This is a genomic window from Spirochaetales bacterium (genome assembly GCA_016930085.1).
Taxonomy (GTDB): Bacteria; Spirochaetota; Spirochaetia; order SZUA-6; family JAFGRV01; genus JAFGHO01.
In genome coordinates this window covers 130,548-145,197 of sequence record JAFGHO010000069.1, presented here as the reverse complement: position 1 = coordinate 145,197, position 14,650 = coordinate 130,548, and the positions used below count along the sequence as shown (strand labels likewise).

The 14,650-nt window shown below is 44.2% G+C and carries 14 protein-coding genes; 6 read left to right on the top strand and 8 right to left on the bottom strand.

Going from position 1 to position 14,650, the window contains the following annotated elements; all coding sequences use genetic code 11:
* Positions 1-104: 104 nt before the first annotated feature.
* The 6 genes from JW881_12845 to JW881_12820 all read right to left on the bottom strand — a co-directional run bounded on the left by JW881_12845 (position 105) and on the right by JW881_12820 (position 2,844).
* Complete coding sequence (locus JW881_12845) at positions 105-413, bottom strand: cell division protein ZapA (protein ID MBN1698395.1); 309 nt, start codon at positions 411-413, stop codon at positions 105-107.
* A 76-nt stretch (positions 414-489) separates the two neighbouring features.
* Positions 490-1,005: a cell division protein ZapB gene (zapB, locus tag JW881_12840; GenBank protein ID MBN1698394.1), complete on the bottom strand. Its 516-nt coding sequence runs from the start codon at positions 1,003-1,005 to the stop codon at positions 490-492.
* A gap of 142 nt (positions 1,006-1,147) precedes the next feature.
* A complete protein-coding gene (rplT, locus tag JW881_12835) occupies positions 1,148-1,513 on the bottom strand; it encodes a 50S ribosomal protein L20 (GenBank protein ID MBN1698393.1) in 366 nt (121 codons plus the stop codon).
* A 176-nt stretch (positions 1,514-1,689) separates the two neighbouring features.
* Entirely contained in the window at positions 1,690-1,887 is a 198-nt protein-coding gene (rpmI, locus tag JW881_12830; protein ID MBN1698392.1) for a 50S ribosomal protein L35, read from the bottom strand.
* Between the two features lie 2 nt (positions 1,888-1,889).
* Positions 1,890-2,417, bottom strand: a complete 528-nt coding sequence (gene infC, locus JW881_12825; protein ID MBN1698391.1) for a translation initiation factor IF-3 — start codon at positions 2,415-2,417, stop codon at positions 1,890-1,892.
* A gap of 103 nt (positions 2,418-2,520) precedes the next feature.
* Positions 2,521-2,844, bottom strand: coding sequence for a hypothetical protein (locus tag JW881_12820; protein ID MBN1698390.1), 324 nt, complete (start codon positions 2,842-2,844; stop codon positions 2,521-2,523).
* A gap of 220 nt (positions 2,845-3,064) precedes the next feature.
* On the opposite strand from JW881_12820, the gene JW881_12815 reads away from it, so the two are divergent.
* The 3 genes from JW881_12815 to JW881_12805 all read left to right on the top strand — a co-directional run bounded on the left by JW881_12815 (position 3,065) and on the right by JW881_12805 (position 7,730).
* Positions 3,065-4,624 carry an ABC transporter substrate-binding protein gene (locus tag JW881_12815; GenBank protein ID MBN1698389.1) on the top strand — a complete coding sequence of 520 codons (1,560 nt, stop codon included), beginning with the start codon at positions 3,065-3,067 and terminating at the stop codon, positions 4,622-4,624.
* A gap of 74 nt (positions 4,625-4,698) precedes the next feature.
* Positions 4,699-7,020 carry a helix-turn-helix domain-containing protein gene (locus tag JW881_12810; GenBank protein MBN1698388.1) on the top strand — a complete coding sequence of 774 codons (2,322 nt, stop codon included), beginning with the start codon at positions 4,699-4,701 and terminating at the stop codon, positions 7,018-7,020.
* Between the two features lie 140 nt (positions 7,021-7,160).
* Entirely contained in the window at positions 7,161-7,730 is a 570-nt protein-coding gene (locus JW881_12805) for a hypothetical protein (protein ID MBN1698387.1), read from the top strand.
* A gap of 50 nt (positions 7,731-7,780) precedes the next feature.
* On the opposite strand, the gene JW881_12800 is transcribed toward JW881_12805, so the two are convergent.
* Complete coding sequence (locus tag JW881_12800; GenBank protein MBN1698386.1) at positions 7,781-9,967, bottom strand: response regulator; 2,187 nt, start codon at positions 9,965-9,967, stop codon at positions 7,781-7,783.
* 308 nt (positions 9,968-10,275) lie between these two features.
* Here JW881_12800 and JW881_12795 point away from each other — a divergent pair, with 308 nt between their 5' ends.
* Positions 10,276-11,232, top strand: coding sequence for a class I SAM-dependent methyltransferase (locus JW881_12795; protein MBN1698385.1), 957 nt, complete (start codon positions 10,276-10,278; stop codon positions 11,230-11,232).
* Positions 11,233-11,455: 223 nt separating this feature from the next.
* Here the strand turns inward: JW881_12795 and JW881_12790 are convergent, their stop codons facing one another.
* Positions 11,456-12,427, bottom strand: coding sequence for a class II fructose-1,6-bisphosphate aldolase (locus JW881_12790; GenBank protein ID MBN1698384.1), 972 nt, complete (start codon positions 12,425-12,427; stop codon positions 11,456-11,458).
* A gap of 116 nt (positions 12,428-12,543) precedes the next feature.
* Here JW881_12790 and JW881_12785 point away from each other — a divergent pair, with 116 nt between their 5' ends.
* Complete coding sequence (locus tag JW881_12785) at positions 12,544-13,539, top strand: hypothetical protein (protein ID MBN1698383.1); 996 nt, start codon at positions 12,544-12,546, stop codon at positions 13,537-13,539.
* 197 nt (positions 13,540-13,736) lie between these two features.
* Positions 13,737-14,645: a hypothetical protein gene (locus JW881_12780; GenBank protein ID MBN1698382.1), complete on the top strand. Its 909-nt coding sequence runs from the start codon at positions 13,737-13,739 to the stop codon at positions 14,643-14,645.
* The last annotated feature ends 5 nt before the right edge of the window (positions 14,646-14,650 follow it).

Below are 14,650 nucleotides of genomic sequence, written 5' to 3'. Positions count from 1 at the left end.
TTTTGGCGCTTTTCTCAAAAAGCAAACTGTTTTTTGACATTTAATATAATTGTCTATATTGAAACAAGTTAGTGATAATTAAAACTGCATGTGAGAAAACCGCACTAATGGAGGCTTTTGTCTATTTTTTCAATCAGTCGTTCTGTAATCTCTTCGATTTCTTCCGGTTCTCCCGCCGTCTCTTGTCCCGCAAACCTTCTTCTTTTTTCTTTTAGCAGTTCGTCCGCGATATTCAACCCGGCCATCATTGATATTTTCAGCGGATCGTTCAATGTCGTATCCCGTTCGACTTCTTTTAGTTTACAGATGAAGTAATTGACAATCTTGTTGAGATAGTGTGAATCTTCCCCGGACTGAATGGTTAATGGAACACCGAGTATGGTTACTTTTAGCTGGTGTTTATCTTGTTTCATACGTCATCGAAAACTAATCCGCTTTCATTGCCGGTCGTGCCTGTGTTATACACACATCAGGGCACCTTGGGCTGCATCAAAATATATCCAGTTCCGCTTCATCCCCGCTTTCACCGTCCGGCGCATCAGGGTTATCCTTTTTCTCTTTTTCTCCGGATTCATCCGGAGTGGCGTTTTCTCCGTTATCTTCGACGGTCGAATTATCTGAAAACATGTCTGTGCCGTTCATATCCCGATTTTCGCTTTCTTCGGCTTCATCCATTGACGGGTTCTGATCGTTCTGTACCTGCTGCAGAGATGAAACGGATTCCTCATCACCATTGATTGCCCTGTTTTCCCCCTGACGTTCATCTGGTTCACTCACGTCATCCTCGAGCTGATTGAGTTTCGAGAGGGTATTCATTATTCCCTTTTCAATTTCCGCCTGTTCGTTTTTGAATTGGGCGACGAGGTTTTCCAGCTCCTTCATTCTTGACTGTGATATCTCCAGGGTATTTTTCAGCACGTCATTTTCTTTTTTCAAAAGGCTTATGAGTTCCACCGCTTTGTTTACTTTTTGCTCGAGTGCTTTTATCTGTTGAATCGTTATCATAGCGTTTCCCCAAAAAATCTTATTTTTTTACATGTATATTCCGTCTGCTGTTTGCGATGACACATTATTACCGTCCGGGTATCTCACTTCGCATCACATATCGGTCTCTGATTATATAAACGAATGAAAACGACGGCGCCTCTTATTCCTGCACCCCGGAGGAAGACCTGGCGATGTCAATGAGACTCGTAAAAGCATCCGGATCGTTTATCGCCAGATTGGACAGCACCTTTCTATCGATAACAACGCCCGCCTTCTTGAGTCCGCTCATGAACCGGGAATATGTTATATCGTGTGCCCTGCAGACCGCAGAGATACGGGCGATCCAGAGTGTACGGAAATCTCTTTTTTTTCTTTTTCTGTCGCGATATGAACTTCTCATGGCGCGTGCAACCGCTTCTTTTGCGGTCTTGAAATTCGTGCTTCGTCTTCCCCAGAAACCTTTTGCACGATCGAGTATTTTCTTACGTCTGTTTTTCCTTCTGGTTCCATCAATAGCTCTTGGCATAATAGTTCGCTCTCCTTCTATCAATTAATGCACGGGATTTTCCTATCCGTGATCTCGTTATCGATCTCCTGTTTTTCAGACTGAATTGATATGTTCCCGGTAAAGAGAATGTCTTCCCTTTATGATAATGTGAACCATCTACGATTCGATATCAGGATATTCGCTCAAGGAAAATCTTAACCGTACGGCAATAACTTTTTAATCCTTTTTGCCTCTACCGGATTAAGTATATGACTTTGACGCAAATGGCGTTTTCTTTTGCTCGTTTTCTTCGTGAGAATATGGCGTAATCCCTGCTTTTTATATTTTATCTTCCCTTTTCCCGTCAGTTTATAGCGTTTGGCAGCGCTTTTTCTCGTTTTCATCTTGGGCATGGTTATTTTCCCTCCTTTTTCGATTTTGGTTTCAGAAGCATCGACATGAACCGTCCTTCCAGCTTCGGATTTCTTTCAACTGTATATACATTTTCAAGAATCGAAAGTATCTTTTCCAATACATCTTTTCCTCTTTCTGTATGTGCCATTTCTCTTCCCCTGAATCTTATTGTGACCTTTACCTTGCAACCGTGTTCGAGAAATTCCTGAACATGTTTGACCTTGAAAAGAAGATCGTGATCGTTTATCGTCGGTTGCATCCGTATTTCTTTATCTTTTTTCTGTTTTGAACGCTTTTTAGATTCTTTAGTCAGTTTTTCCTGATCAAATTTATATTTGCCGTAATCCAGCAATTTACATACGGGAGGTTTTGCCGTCGGGGCTACTTCGACAAGGTCAAGCCCGGCTTCTTCTGCAATGGCAAGGGCTTTATCTGTCGCGACAATTCCCATTTGTTCACCATTCTCATTTATTAATCGTACCTCCTTTACCCGTATTCCGTTATTAATTCTCAGATCTTTTGTAGCCAATATACCTCCTTATACAATTATATCTTCCTATTATCATTAATATTTCAAGTTTTGTCAATTGTTGATTGCATGGTTATATACGATTTATCCCCTCCGATGCCCCTTACGGATAATCGGTAAGAGTAAATATATTCGAATTTTCTTCATTTATCAAAGCACCTTCCACACAATTAAGATTGTCCGGTACCAGGACCTGTTTGAAAACCTTGCCGCAAAAAGGCGGGCGTGCTGCATCAAAATAGTGTCTATGTATCGCTTCTTTCTCTGTCGATCCTGAAAGGCCGATATGTAAAGACAATCTCAATGACAATTTCCCCTTAATATAGTGATAATTACCGGGAAAGGGAAGGAGTATCGGAGTATTATTTTCGATAAAAACAGCGATCGATACGATATCCGGTGTTTTGACACCCAATATTTTAATCATTCCCGGTGACTGTTTTAGCGTTTTCCCATATACTGATGCAACCGTATCGATAGCAGAAGGAAGGCAGGCGTGGATACGCCCGTCGTTAATTTCATACACCGTACCGGGCGGAATATGACGGGCGGCGGGCAGGGGAGACTTTTTTCGGTTTATCTTCTTATCTGTTTTATATATACTATGACGGGAATCCTGTCGTATATGCAATCAAGGAGGGATATCCGTGAAAGATGTCATGACAAAAGCGATACGATGCCTTATTTTCTGTGCCGGAATGACCTGTTGCGTTTTCCCGGTTTTCGGTGGAGGAGAAAAAGAGTTCCGGTCAAAGGAAACACGGGAATTGAAAAAAGTGAAACTGGTCATGTGGCTTGTCGGCGACACGGTTCCCGATTATGATTGTGCGCTCGAAGCATTGAACGAACTCATGCTTCGCGATCTCTCGTCGACTGTGGAAGTGAATTTTACCACGTGGACGGACTGGACCACGAAACTGAGACTCGTCCTCTCCTCCGGGGAACAGGTGGACCTCGTGCATATGGCGCCGTGGAGTATCTACAATGAGCAGGCGAAACAGGGGGCATTGTACGCCCTCGAGGAGCTTGCGCCCGTCTACGCCCCGAAAACATGGGCGAGTTATTCTTCCGAAACACTGAAACAGGCATCCGTCAATGGTCACGTGTATATGCTTCCTTTTCGATACACCGATCCCGAAGGAAACGGTCTGCTTTACCGGCTCGATCTCGCCCAAAAACACGGGCTTGGGAAAATAAGAGGTATAGAGGATCTCGAAAGGTATATGAAAACGGTCAAGGAAAAGGAAGGAATCATCCCGTATAATGCAGGCGGTTTCGACAATCAGGTGATGTCGGAATTATTGGCCATGTGGATGGAAAGCTGGCCGGATTCCGCGGATGAAAATCTCGTTGTGGGGAAAATGAATTACATCAAGGTTTTCCAGAATGATCCGGAACATCCCTTTGTCCTCTTCGAACATGACACCTTTCGCCGTGCACTGACATATGCACGGCGGTTTTATCTGAACGGATACTGGTCGAAGAATGTTCTGGCGAACATGACCGATTCGAGGGAATCCTTTTTGAAAGGAACGAGCGCGATCACCAATCTTAATCCGATCAACGCGAATGAAGAATACAGGCGGCTTTCGGCAAAAAGCTCCGAATGGAAGCTGGACTGGTGGTCGCCGTACATGAAACTCCCGCGTCCTCCGAAAAGCCCGGCAAACAACAACGGGATGTCAATTCCCGTTTCTTCACGGAACCCGGAGCGGGCCCTGATGCTATTGGAGAAACTGCATCAGGACCAGGCATACGCGGATTTAACGACATTCGGTATACGGGGCAAACATTGGGAACTGGACGAGAAAGGTGAAATCATACTCCCCGACGGGGTGACCGCGGACAAAACGGGATTCCCATGGGACAGGCCGTGTCCGTGGGGCTGGAGGGAGGAAAAATTTTACCGGGTCGAACCGACAAAATTAAGCTCGACCTGGTCGGTGGTGAGGGAGTGGATCCAGAAAATATATGATAAAGGGACGGAAAAGAAATTCGCGGATTTCAAGTTCGACAAGGTTCCCGTGGAGGCCGAAATGGCGGCGATCGATACCGTGAAAACACAGTATCTTGACCCCCTCATCTGGGGAATGATCGATCCGGAAGAGGGATACGACGATATGATCCGACGGATGTATCAGGCAGGCCTCAAGCGGGTAAAAGACGAGTTTAGAAGGCAGTGGTCCGAATATCTTCGCAGCAAATAATGCCATTCCGGAACGGGGGATAAACAGGAAGGGGAACCCCCGGCCTGTTTTATATTATAAGGGTTTTATTAGATATGACTCGAAAAGAGGGGCGTACGACATTTTCACCGGTCAAAAAGAATTCCCGGGACAATACAAAAACGAAAAGGGAAATACATATCAAGATTCTCATAACGGTCACCCTCTCGGTTACCCTTTCCATCATTATTCTGACGATTGTCTTTTATTTTTATTTCGAGAATATCGTCATCAACAAAATATATGAAAGTGAAAAAAACAATCTTTTCCAGGCCGGCGTGAGTACGAAGCTTATGCAGGAACTGTCGAAGAGTATCGCAATACAGATGTTCAACGATTTTACCCTTTCCGGATTGTTTTTTACACCCTTAAACGATCCCGTCGAGATCTACAAGACGCTTACGCATTTCAAGAAATATAAAGATCTCATTCCGTATATTCATTCGATATATATCTACAATCCCTCGAATAACACCTATTACATCAATTCTCCGGCCAAAACATTCATGATACAATCGATCGGCACCTTTTTTGACGAAGAAATACATTCCATTCTGCAGAATTCCGAACACTTCAATACACTCATCCCCATTCCCCGCATTATCAGGGAACCCGGTGTGACGCAGAACTATTTCGATGAGTATGGTGTGTATACCTTTGTGTTCAATCTGTCCGGTGTACGAAGTATGAAACACTCGGGCACCATTATCATTAATATTTCGGAGAAATGGGTGCGGGATATCATCGACTCGGTGGATATCAATCCGGATATTAAAGTGCTCATCATCGATAAAGACGACCGCTTGTTGATCGGTGATACCGCAAAGAAACCGATGCTTTCGAATGCGCATATTTACGAATACATACGGGCCGTATTGTCGCCCGAAAATAAATCGGGGATTCTTCTCCTCGATCTGGACTCAAAAAGAACGCTACTCGTATTCTCATTCATCGAATCTTTTAAGTGGATATTCGTGAAACTGATCCCTTACTCGACAATAATGGACGATCTTTTTGAAATGAGAAAAAACCTCCTCTTCATCGCCGCCTCCATACTCCTGCTCGGTACCTTGTTTTCCTTTATTCTGGCAAAACGATTGTATAAACCCATCGACGATATCGTCAAAAAGCTTATCGCCATAGAAGCGGACAGGAAAAGCGATACGCTCCTTCTCAAGCAATATAATTTGAGAAGGCTTTTCACCCAGTCGAATGAACTGAGTGATTATGAATTAAACAGATTCCTTCAGGAACTCAATATCGGCCTCGATACCGATTGCGGTTACACGCTTTTGATGGTGAATATCGACCGGTATGCGGAAATCAGCGAACATTATTCCGGCCATGAGCAAAACCTCCTGCGCGTCGGTATCATCGATGCCGCGACACAGATAGTGAAGAAAAAGTATCGGAATGAAGGGATCGAAACATCGGATCATCAACTTGTTTTTATTATCAACATCGGGCATGATGCCGGCGACTCTGTCAGGGAGTCGGTGATGTCGATCGCGGAGGAGATCCGTATATACATCGAGAAAACGTATGAAATAACGGTGAGTGTCGTGGTCGGTTCAATGAAAAAAAGTAAAAAGGATATTTCTCTTCTTTATGAAGAAGTGTTGCATATGGCGCAATACAAATATATTCTGGGTAACGGGGTGATTATCGATGAAAGCCTCATCGCCGGGATGCACGGCAACAGGGATACATTCGTGTATCCCTATGAGAAAGAAAAACAGCTTGTCGAAGCCATGCATTATGCGGACAGGGATAGCCTCATCGCCGCCTTCAACGACATTATCGACAGCGCTTTGCCGTACGGGTATAACGCAATTATCACGAGCCGGAATACCGTTGCGTATACGGTTAATAAAACCATCAACAAATTGATACGGCGGCATATACTGGAGTTTTCATTCGACTTTTATAATTTTTTCTCGCGTCTGATCAATTCGGAAACAATCGGAGAGGCAAAAAAGCTTTTCAATGCGCTTTTTGACGTTTTTTTGTCCGCAATCGAAAAACGAAACAGTACCGCCCATAACTCGCTTGTCAATACGATTGTCGACGTTATTCATCATAGCTACATGGACATCAATCTCGGAATCTCGACATTCGCCTACAAATACAAATTGTCCGCCGCGTATCTGGGCCGGCTTTTTAAAAGGATTACGGGGAAGTCGATGACCGATGTGATCAATGAGGTTCGCATCGCGCGGGTTGAGGAACTTCTTGAAAATACCTCGCTTCCGATGCTGAAAATTATGGAAATGACCGGCTTCACCAATAAAACCCATTTTTACAAGATCTTTAAAAAATATAACGGGGTGACTCCGAGGTTGTACAGACAGAAAACGGTAACTGAAAAGAAGGAGTAGCCGGCATTCGGGGTTGATGAAGCTTTTTTTTGTTTTTCCTTATTGCATATCCACCCCCATATCATTATAATCTGCCCGTGATTCTTTTTATGATTTTGTCCGTACCGATATTTTATGTCCTCTTTTCGCTGTATAACACGATGGATACAGGGAAGATATCCATCAATTATGTCGATTTTTTCAAGGGCGCGGTCTGGTTTTTTCCTTCATTACTCATCACCCTTTTCTTTCAGCAGAAACATCCGGGGTCATACAAGGCTTTTTTTCTTTATATTCATTTTTTCCTGAAAGACCATTTTTGCTATACCGGTGCGGGGCTTCTGGGCTACATGGTCTTTCAGAAATTCCGTCTTCCCCGGACGTCAAAAAGCAGTATGCCCAATCTTTTCTCTTTTTTTTCCGGTTTCTATTCCCTTGTCGCAATTCAGTATTTTTTTATGTATTACGGCGATTATGATTTTTATCTCCTTTTTATTCTCCCTTTTATGTGGCTCTCAACGATTCTTCTTCTTTCATTTCTCACGGACAAATTTTTCGATGCATTCAGAACCACGAAGATTTTATACGGCTCGCTTCTCTTTTTCCTTCTCGTCGCACTGGGTTTTATCACGTGTTTCTATATGGCGAACCTCGTCTTGCTGTCGTTTATTCTGAGTCTCGTGCTTTTTGCCGGTTCCTGCGCGACATACTATTTCCTGAGGGATATATAATTTATTCCCCGTCCCGGGAAGCCGATATAGCACCTCAAAAAAAACCGTAGTCACGATTTTTTTTGATGAAAGGTTGTAAGTAGATTGAATACCTTTTCACGTAATGTATCGATCTTGATCGGCTTTTGAAAAATCGCGGCAGCCCCGAGCTTTTGCAGCTTTTCTTCTTCATAAGCCCTGTCTGCGCCGGATACGATAACGATCGGTATCTTTCTGGTGATTCCCTTCATGTGAAAATTGAAAAGCAGATTTTCTCCTTTTTCTGCACTCAATAAATCGAGATCAAGGGTAATAATGTCGGGCGGGTGCGTGCTGTATATTCTGTTCCAGGCTTCCTCCTGTCCGGTGGCGAATGAGGGAATCAGGGTTTCCTGAAAAATATCGGCGATATAGTGCTGGACCGACTTGTCGTCATCAATGATCAGGATATGTTTTTTGGTGTTCCACGGGAATTCGATTTTTTCCGCTTCGGGTTCGTTTTGACTTGAAAGTTTTATTTTCGCCTTTTTGTCTATATGTTTGGCCAGGGTGATAACAAAATGCGCTCCCTCGCCTTCTATCCCGATTTCCTTTATCGTTCCTCCCGCGTTCTGGATGCGTTTCAAAATGGTTTTACCGCCAAGCCCGTGCTCCGTTTTTGAATCGATTTCGGTGAGATTGTATTGCTGTTTCGAAGTCCAGCCGGTGAGAATGACGCTTTTCTTATCGGCGGGGATACCGCATCCGTTATCGCGGTAATGTATTTCATAAAACCGGGATTCACCATTGGCCGGCGGACTCGAATAAATTTCAATCCATATTCTTTTTTTCGGTTTTCCCTGCAATGCCTGAATCGAGTTGATAAGCAGGTTGATAAAGATATCCTCTTCGAGGTGAAAGTGATAGATCTTGTCGATAAGGACGGTTTTGTCCCCCGTGTTGTTCATGTATTCGAAGCTGATACCGAGATTGTCGAGCCGCTCCCTGTGGGTCTTTCTGATTCGGTCCAGAATTTTTATGAGATCGGAATAATAGTCGCCCTCCGCAATATAGTCGGTGCCGCGTTGGTGCGAGATGACCGCAAGGATATAATCCATCACCTGGTTCATATGATCGGAAGACCGTTTGTGATTGAACCCCAGGTTTTCGTAATGAACGGCCATCCGATTTGCCAGAATGCGAATATTCTTCCAGAATTGGTATTCACCGATTTTGGGATAGCGGTTGGTCACTGCTTGGATCGTTTTCTTGAGAAGCACGAGTTCGTTCTCGATAGAAGCTATATTTTTGTTGACGAAACCGGTCAGACTTTTTTGTGCGATATAGAGGTTCTTTGAGGTATGTGAAATCGTTGCCAGGCTTGTATCGGTTTCATGCCGGATATCCTTGACAGTCTCGATCGCTTTCAACACCTCTTTGGACAATTTGTTTCGCTGGAGTTCCAGATCGAATTTTTCACGCATTACCTTGTTCAACACCTCGGTTTTTCTGGTAATCTCGTTTTCTTTTCTCCTGATGGTGGCACTCAGATCCCGTAGCAGTTCCTCCTTGTGCAGCAGATCTTCCATGCGTTGCGTTTCACTGATATATTTCCCTTTCTGGTGATAATAAGCCAGTGAAGCGACATTGACCATGGATATAAGCCTGTTCAGCATGATTTTGAGGTTTTCTTCGTTTCCCTTTGCCAGTAATTGCTGGTTGATATTATTGAGTTCCATAATGCCGAAATGCGGAATCTGGAGGGAGACAAAATTTCTCGAGTTTCCTATTTTGATAATACCCACAATGACCCGTACATCTTCGTTCAGACGTTTCAGATTATGGCCGTCGTATGAATAAATAGGAATTTTCGCGTACTCCTGATTATAATCCTCGACATATTTTTTGACTTCCGGCACCAGCAAAACGGTGATCCCTTTTTTGTGCAGGGAATGAAATCTGTTGAAGAGATAGGGGATAACCCCGAAGTTTTCGATTTTTTTTCCGTCCTTTATGATATAATTCATCACCGGAACGAGTTTTTTTATTTTGGCGACAAACACCTTGATTTTCGCAACAAGTCCGAACAGTGTTTTACCGGTAATCCCGTATACGACCGCCCTGTCCCATTCTTCTATGGGAAGATGCTTCTTTTGGGTTTCATTTGTACCGTATAATACAAAAGATTCAATCGCCCCGGTGATCTTCAGGGACTCGACCATGATTTTTCTAAGGATTTTTTTGTAATTCATTTCTTTGGTAAAGTATTTTTCTTTCATATATCGCACCCGGATTCCGATTTTTTATGTTGACCGTTATTTGTCGGGTTACTGTATCCTTTCCCGTTAAAAAAATCAAGTCCATTAACCCTGATTTCCGGCAGGCGGTACGTATGAACGGCCGTACTGTCGCAGCAAATACGGGAAAGCTAAACCGGTTTATATTACCGCATCCGTTCCTGTGAGACGGTATATGTAATCAAAATCTAACGGTAAATACATCGGTCCAAAAAAAAGCTTGACATATGATGTTATCCATGATTAAATCAGTTGCGGATAGTGTAAAATCGAATGATTTTTTTGTAACCATGAAAAAGCTTGAAAGAAGTATTGATTGCTTTTGCAGGATCAAGATCAAAAAAAGCAATAACATAACCTATTCCTACCACAAGGTCGTCTCCTCGATTCTGGATGTCTGTGCCAATATCCTGCAATGTGAGAAAATGGGACTCTCGAGGGATGAAATTCTTGAGATAGTAGAACCGGCGCGGCAAATCCATTGGAGGTCACCTTTTATAAAACGACTGCAGGAATGGCCGCGGGGATACCCCGGTGATTTCGAGACGCTTGAATATCTTTTTACCGCGGAAAACAAGGCGGAAAAGAATACCGTTGAATATTTTTGTGAGGATTTTGCCCTTCACAGCCCGCCCGCACAACAACACAGGAATAAGACCCTCTTCCATTCACAGTTGATACTCGATATAGTGCTGAATCATTCAGGAAACGGTAATTCAGGACACAGGGAACCGAAAATTTTACTCATTTCTTCCGGTAACAGCCGCGGCGTCACGGTAATCAGTGATTGTCTGAAACATCTGCCCTGCAGGCTGTATTTGAATGATGCCGATGAAGAAGCTCTTGAGTTTTCCAAAAAAAACCTGTCCGCCCTGAACGATCGTTGCCAATATATAAAGGGATATTTTTCCGTAAGTATAAAATCGTTGATGGAAAACGGTCCGTATGATCTCGTCATCATCGGCGGATTATTCGATTATCTTAAAGACAAGCATATCAGGAAAATCGTGAAGAATGTATACAATGATATGTTGAATAAAAACGGGCTTTTATATTTCACCAATATAGGCAAATATAATCCGTATCGTCCGTGGATCGAATATCTGGCCAACTGGATACTCATCGAACGTTCGCGGTATGATATCCGGAAATTGCTGAACGAGACCGGTATTAGCGATTATCAGCTGGATATAAAAATGGAAGATACCGGTCTGACCCATCTGGTCACCCTCAAAAAACTGGGATAGCCGTGATAAACGGCCGTTTCTTTCTGTTCCGATACGGCTTCCCGGGGTTCCGCGTAATTATCCTGTTAGGTGAATGACGCCGATATGTGTCCGGAATAATCGACCTGCTTGAAAAGGACTCATACGGGAAATCCGCGTCTTGAGACAGACAGCGGCCGGATAAGCACCCCGTAAATTTAATCCTCACACGGGACGGTGTGTGAGGATTAAATCGGTATTGACATCAACCTTTTCCCGCGCTTCCGAGAACGTCCCTGTTCTTATTGATAATCATGTCTTTCAGTTCTTCCCGTGCGGGTTTGAGATATTTGCGGGGATCGAAGTTCGACGGATTTTCCGCCAGTTGTTTGCGGATAATGGCGGTCATGACAAGCCGTCCGTCCGAATCGATATTGATTTTACATACGGCGGATTTTGCCGCTTTTCGAAGCTGATCTTCCGGTACACCGACCGCTCCTTCCATTTGCCCCCCGTATGCATTGATGATTTCGACGTATTTGGGGAGGACGGATGAAGAGCCGTGAAGGACGATGGGGAAGCCGGGTATACGGCGTTCGATTTCTTCGAGTATATCGAAGCGGAGTTCTGGTACCTTTTCGCCGGGTTTTACTTTGAACTTGTATGCCCCGTGTGACGTTCCGATTGAAATCGCCAGGCTGTCGACCCCTGTTTTTTTGACAAACTCTTCGACATCGTCGGGATTCGTGTAATGGGAGACTTCATGCTGTACATGTTCCTCGATTCCTGCCAGAACGCCGAGTTCTCCCTCGACGGTCACGTCATGCCGATGTGCATAATCAACGACTTTTTTCGTCAGTTCACAATTAGCTTCAAACGAAAGATGTGAACCGTCGATCATGACGGATGAAAATCCCATTTCGATGCACGATACGCAGAGTTCATAGCTGTCGCCGTGGTCAAGGTGAAGGGCGACGGGGATGGGATGTTCGCGGGAGTTCACGATCGCCATGGCGCCTTCAGCCATGTAACGGAGAAGCGTTTGATTGGCGTACTCCCGCGCCCCTTTGGATACCTGAAGTATGAGGGGCGACCGGCTTTCAAGGCACCCGAAGATGATCGCCTGCAGCTGTTCCATGTTGTTGAAATTATATGCGGGAATCGCGTAACCCCCGTTTATCGCTTTTTTAAACATCTCTTTGGTATTTACAAATCCAAGTTCTTTATATAGACTCATAAAAAGACTCCTTTGATCGATTGATATGGTGAATAACCTACTATGATCATAAAACCGAATTCTGTCAAGTGCGCATGAATCATTATATTGTCATCGTCACATTGGGGAAACCGTTTATGAAGAGACTTGCAGGTATTATCGCAGTATTTTTATGTTTTCTGTCATTGTATGGGTGCCGCGGTCATGCGGCATTTCTTTTTCTATTGAGGGAATACCGGCATGAGCTTCTCCTCAATGACACGGCAACCTATCAAGAAATTACGAACGCATGCAGGAAAAATAATATCGAGCCGCGTTTTATCGTTGTGGAAAAAGACGAAGATATTTCTTTCAAAGAGTATATTGAAGCATCGGATGCCGGTATCGTTCTGCTTGATTCCATGCTGCATGAATCACCCATGGACATCGCGAAGGCGTTCGATACCAGGCTTTTCGTCACATTAAGAAAGGTTTCCGGTGAAAATGTGACGCAAAATCTCCTTTCGGTCGTCTTTGACAGAAAAAAGGGATTTGCAATGGCGGGAGAGCTTACCGCGCGGTTGCTTGAAGGAGGAATAACTACGGGGGAAACAACATCGGAGGTATCAGGAGGCGGTAGTAAAAAGGCCGGGATTATCGTTTACGCTTTGACGGAAGAAATGAACCGTGAGAATGAGGCATTTATGAATGGTTTTTCGACGGTACTCGATGAATCTGCAATCGTTCTCAGCGAAATCGAGAATATCAACGACAGGGTAAAGATAAAGAATACGATAGACGATATGAGAAATGACGGTGTGGTTATATATTTCCTCAGGGCTTTTATGATGAACTCCTATTGTCTCGAATATCTGAAAGACGGGGGAGGGCTGGCCATCCTCGAAGAATGGAATCTCTCAACCGGCTATGATGATATCGTCCTCATGTCCCTTGATGATGATATTGGGGAACTTATCGGGGAGGTGTTTCGTCTTATCGGTGTACCGGATAACGGTAAAGCACGATGGAAGGAGCGTGTGCTTATGGGCGATATAAAAATACTCTGGGGCCGTGCCGCCGAATGGCCCGAATATCTCTCCGACCGGTTTGTCTTGAGGAAAAAAACAGGAAAGATCGAGGAGTCATCGGAATAACGGATCGGCGCGCTATGATTACGGAAGATCGACTGCGGCCGTGTATCAAGGCGGTGGCGGAACCCGGCTGACTCTTTGGAGTGTGCCGCGTGTATTTTGTGGAGGGGGAAAGAAAAATGTTTGACAAAGTTATTTCATCCTCCTATAATTTGAAGTAATTTAAAAAACAAGACTCATAAAAGGTAAAGGAGCGGATGATGAACTCGATGGTACATAAAAGAAGACCGATTGTATTTTTACTTCTACTTATTCCGGTCATGGCAGTCATTGCGGAAAACAGAACGTTGCATCTGGAATCGAAAATACTCGAGAGTTTTGAGGACGATCCGGATACGGGAGAAGAACTGCTTTCACGATGGGTTGTTATTCCGAGCAGGTTCGTAAAAATGTATCTCGACAAGCGTGATAATCAGGAAAAACCGGATATCACGGTAAAGAAGGTGAATGCCTGGCCCGAAGCTTTGTACGGGAAAAACCTCGAGAATCTTCCCCTTTACTGTCTTGGGCTGCATACCTCCTTTACCCGGAAAGGCTATAATTATGTGGACATTATGCCCGCCCGGCAGTTCGATCCGGCTGTCGACCTGAGAGAGTATGTGGAGGGTAAAGACGATCCGAAAGATATCGTGCCCTCGGCAAGTAAATGCAACAAGGATTATGTCATCGACAGGGACCGTGTTATCTTTGTCGACAAGGACGGAAAGGAGTGGGTATCCGACCCGATTGTGTTCGAGGGGAGAGCGCGCGGGTTCAGTGTCTGGGTATGGGGTTCCAATTACAACTATTATATGGAAGCCCATTTTGAAGATTACAGGGGAATCGTCCACGTTATCCATCTTGGCGACCTCAATTACAACGGATGGAAAAATTTGACCGTCGATATACCTTCCGCGATCCCGCAGTCGGAACGGTATATCCCCCGAACCAGAAGACTTAAGCTCGTCAAATTGAGAATGTGGACAAGGCCGACGGAACGCGTATCGGGCTTTTTCCTCTACATCGACCAGATGAAGATTATAACCGATTTATACGAAACCCGGTATGATGGTGATGAACTTGAAAATCCGGAGACGTTACAGGAAATCTGGGGTGAGTGCTACTATTAAAGGAA

Excerpts from the sequence above, each read along its gene's own strand:
- JW881_12785 (MBN1698383.1), top strand. The coding sequence starts at position 12,544 with ATGAAGAGACTTGCAGGTATTATCGCAGTATTTTTATGTTTTCTGTCA.
- JW881_12820 (MBN1698390.1), bottom strand. The coding sequence starts at position 2,844 with ATGATTAAAATATTGGGTGTCAAAACACCGGATATCGTATCGATCGCT.
- zapB (MBN1698394.1), bottom strand. The coding sequence starts at position 1,005 with ATGATAACGATTCAACAGATAAAAGCACTCGAGCAAAAAGTAAACAAA.
- rpmI (MBN1698392.1), bottom strand. The coding sequence starts at position 1,887 with ATGCCCAAGATGAAAACGAGAAAAAGCGCTGCCAAACGCTATAAACTG.
- JW881_12795 (MBN1698385.1), top strand. The coding sequence starts at position 10,276 with ATGAAAAAGCTTGAAAGAAGTATTGATTGCTTTTGCAGGATCAAGATC.
- JW881_12810 (MBN1698388.1), top strand. The coding sequence starts at position 4,699 with ATGACTCGAAAAGAGGGGCGTACGACATTTTCACCGGTCAAAAAGAAT.
- JW881_12780 (MBN1698382.1), top strand. The coding sequence starts at position 13,737 with ATGAACTCGATGGTACATAAAAGAAGACCGATTGTATTTTTACTTCTA.
- JW881_12800 (MBN1698386.1), bottom strand. The coding sequence starts at position 9,967 with ATGAAAGAAAAATACTTTACCAAAGAAATGAATTACAAAAAAATCCTT.
- JW881_12790 (MBN1698384.1), bottom strand. The coding sequence starts at position 12,427 with ATGAGTCTATATAAAGAACTTGGATTTGTAAATACCAAAGAGATGTTT.
- JW881_12805 (MBN1698387.1), top strand. The coding sequence starts at position 7,161 with ATGGATACAGGGAAGATATCCATCAATTATGTCGATTTTTTCAAGGGC.
- rplT (MBN1698393.1), bottom strand. The coding sequence starts at position 1,513 with ATGCCAAGAGCTATTGATGGAACCAGAAGGAAAAACAGACGTAAGAAA.
- JW881_12845 (MBN1698395.1), bottom strand. The coding sequence starts at position 413 with ATGAAACAAGATAAACACCAGCTAAAAGTAACCATACTCGGTGTTCCA.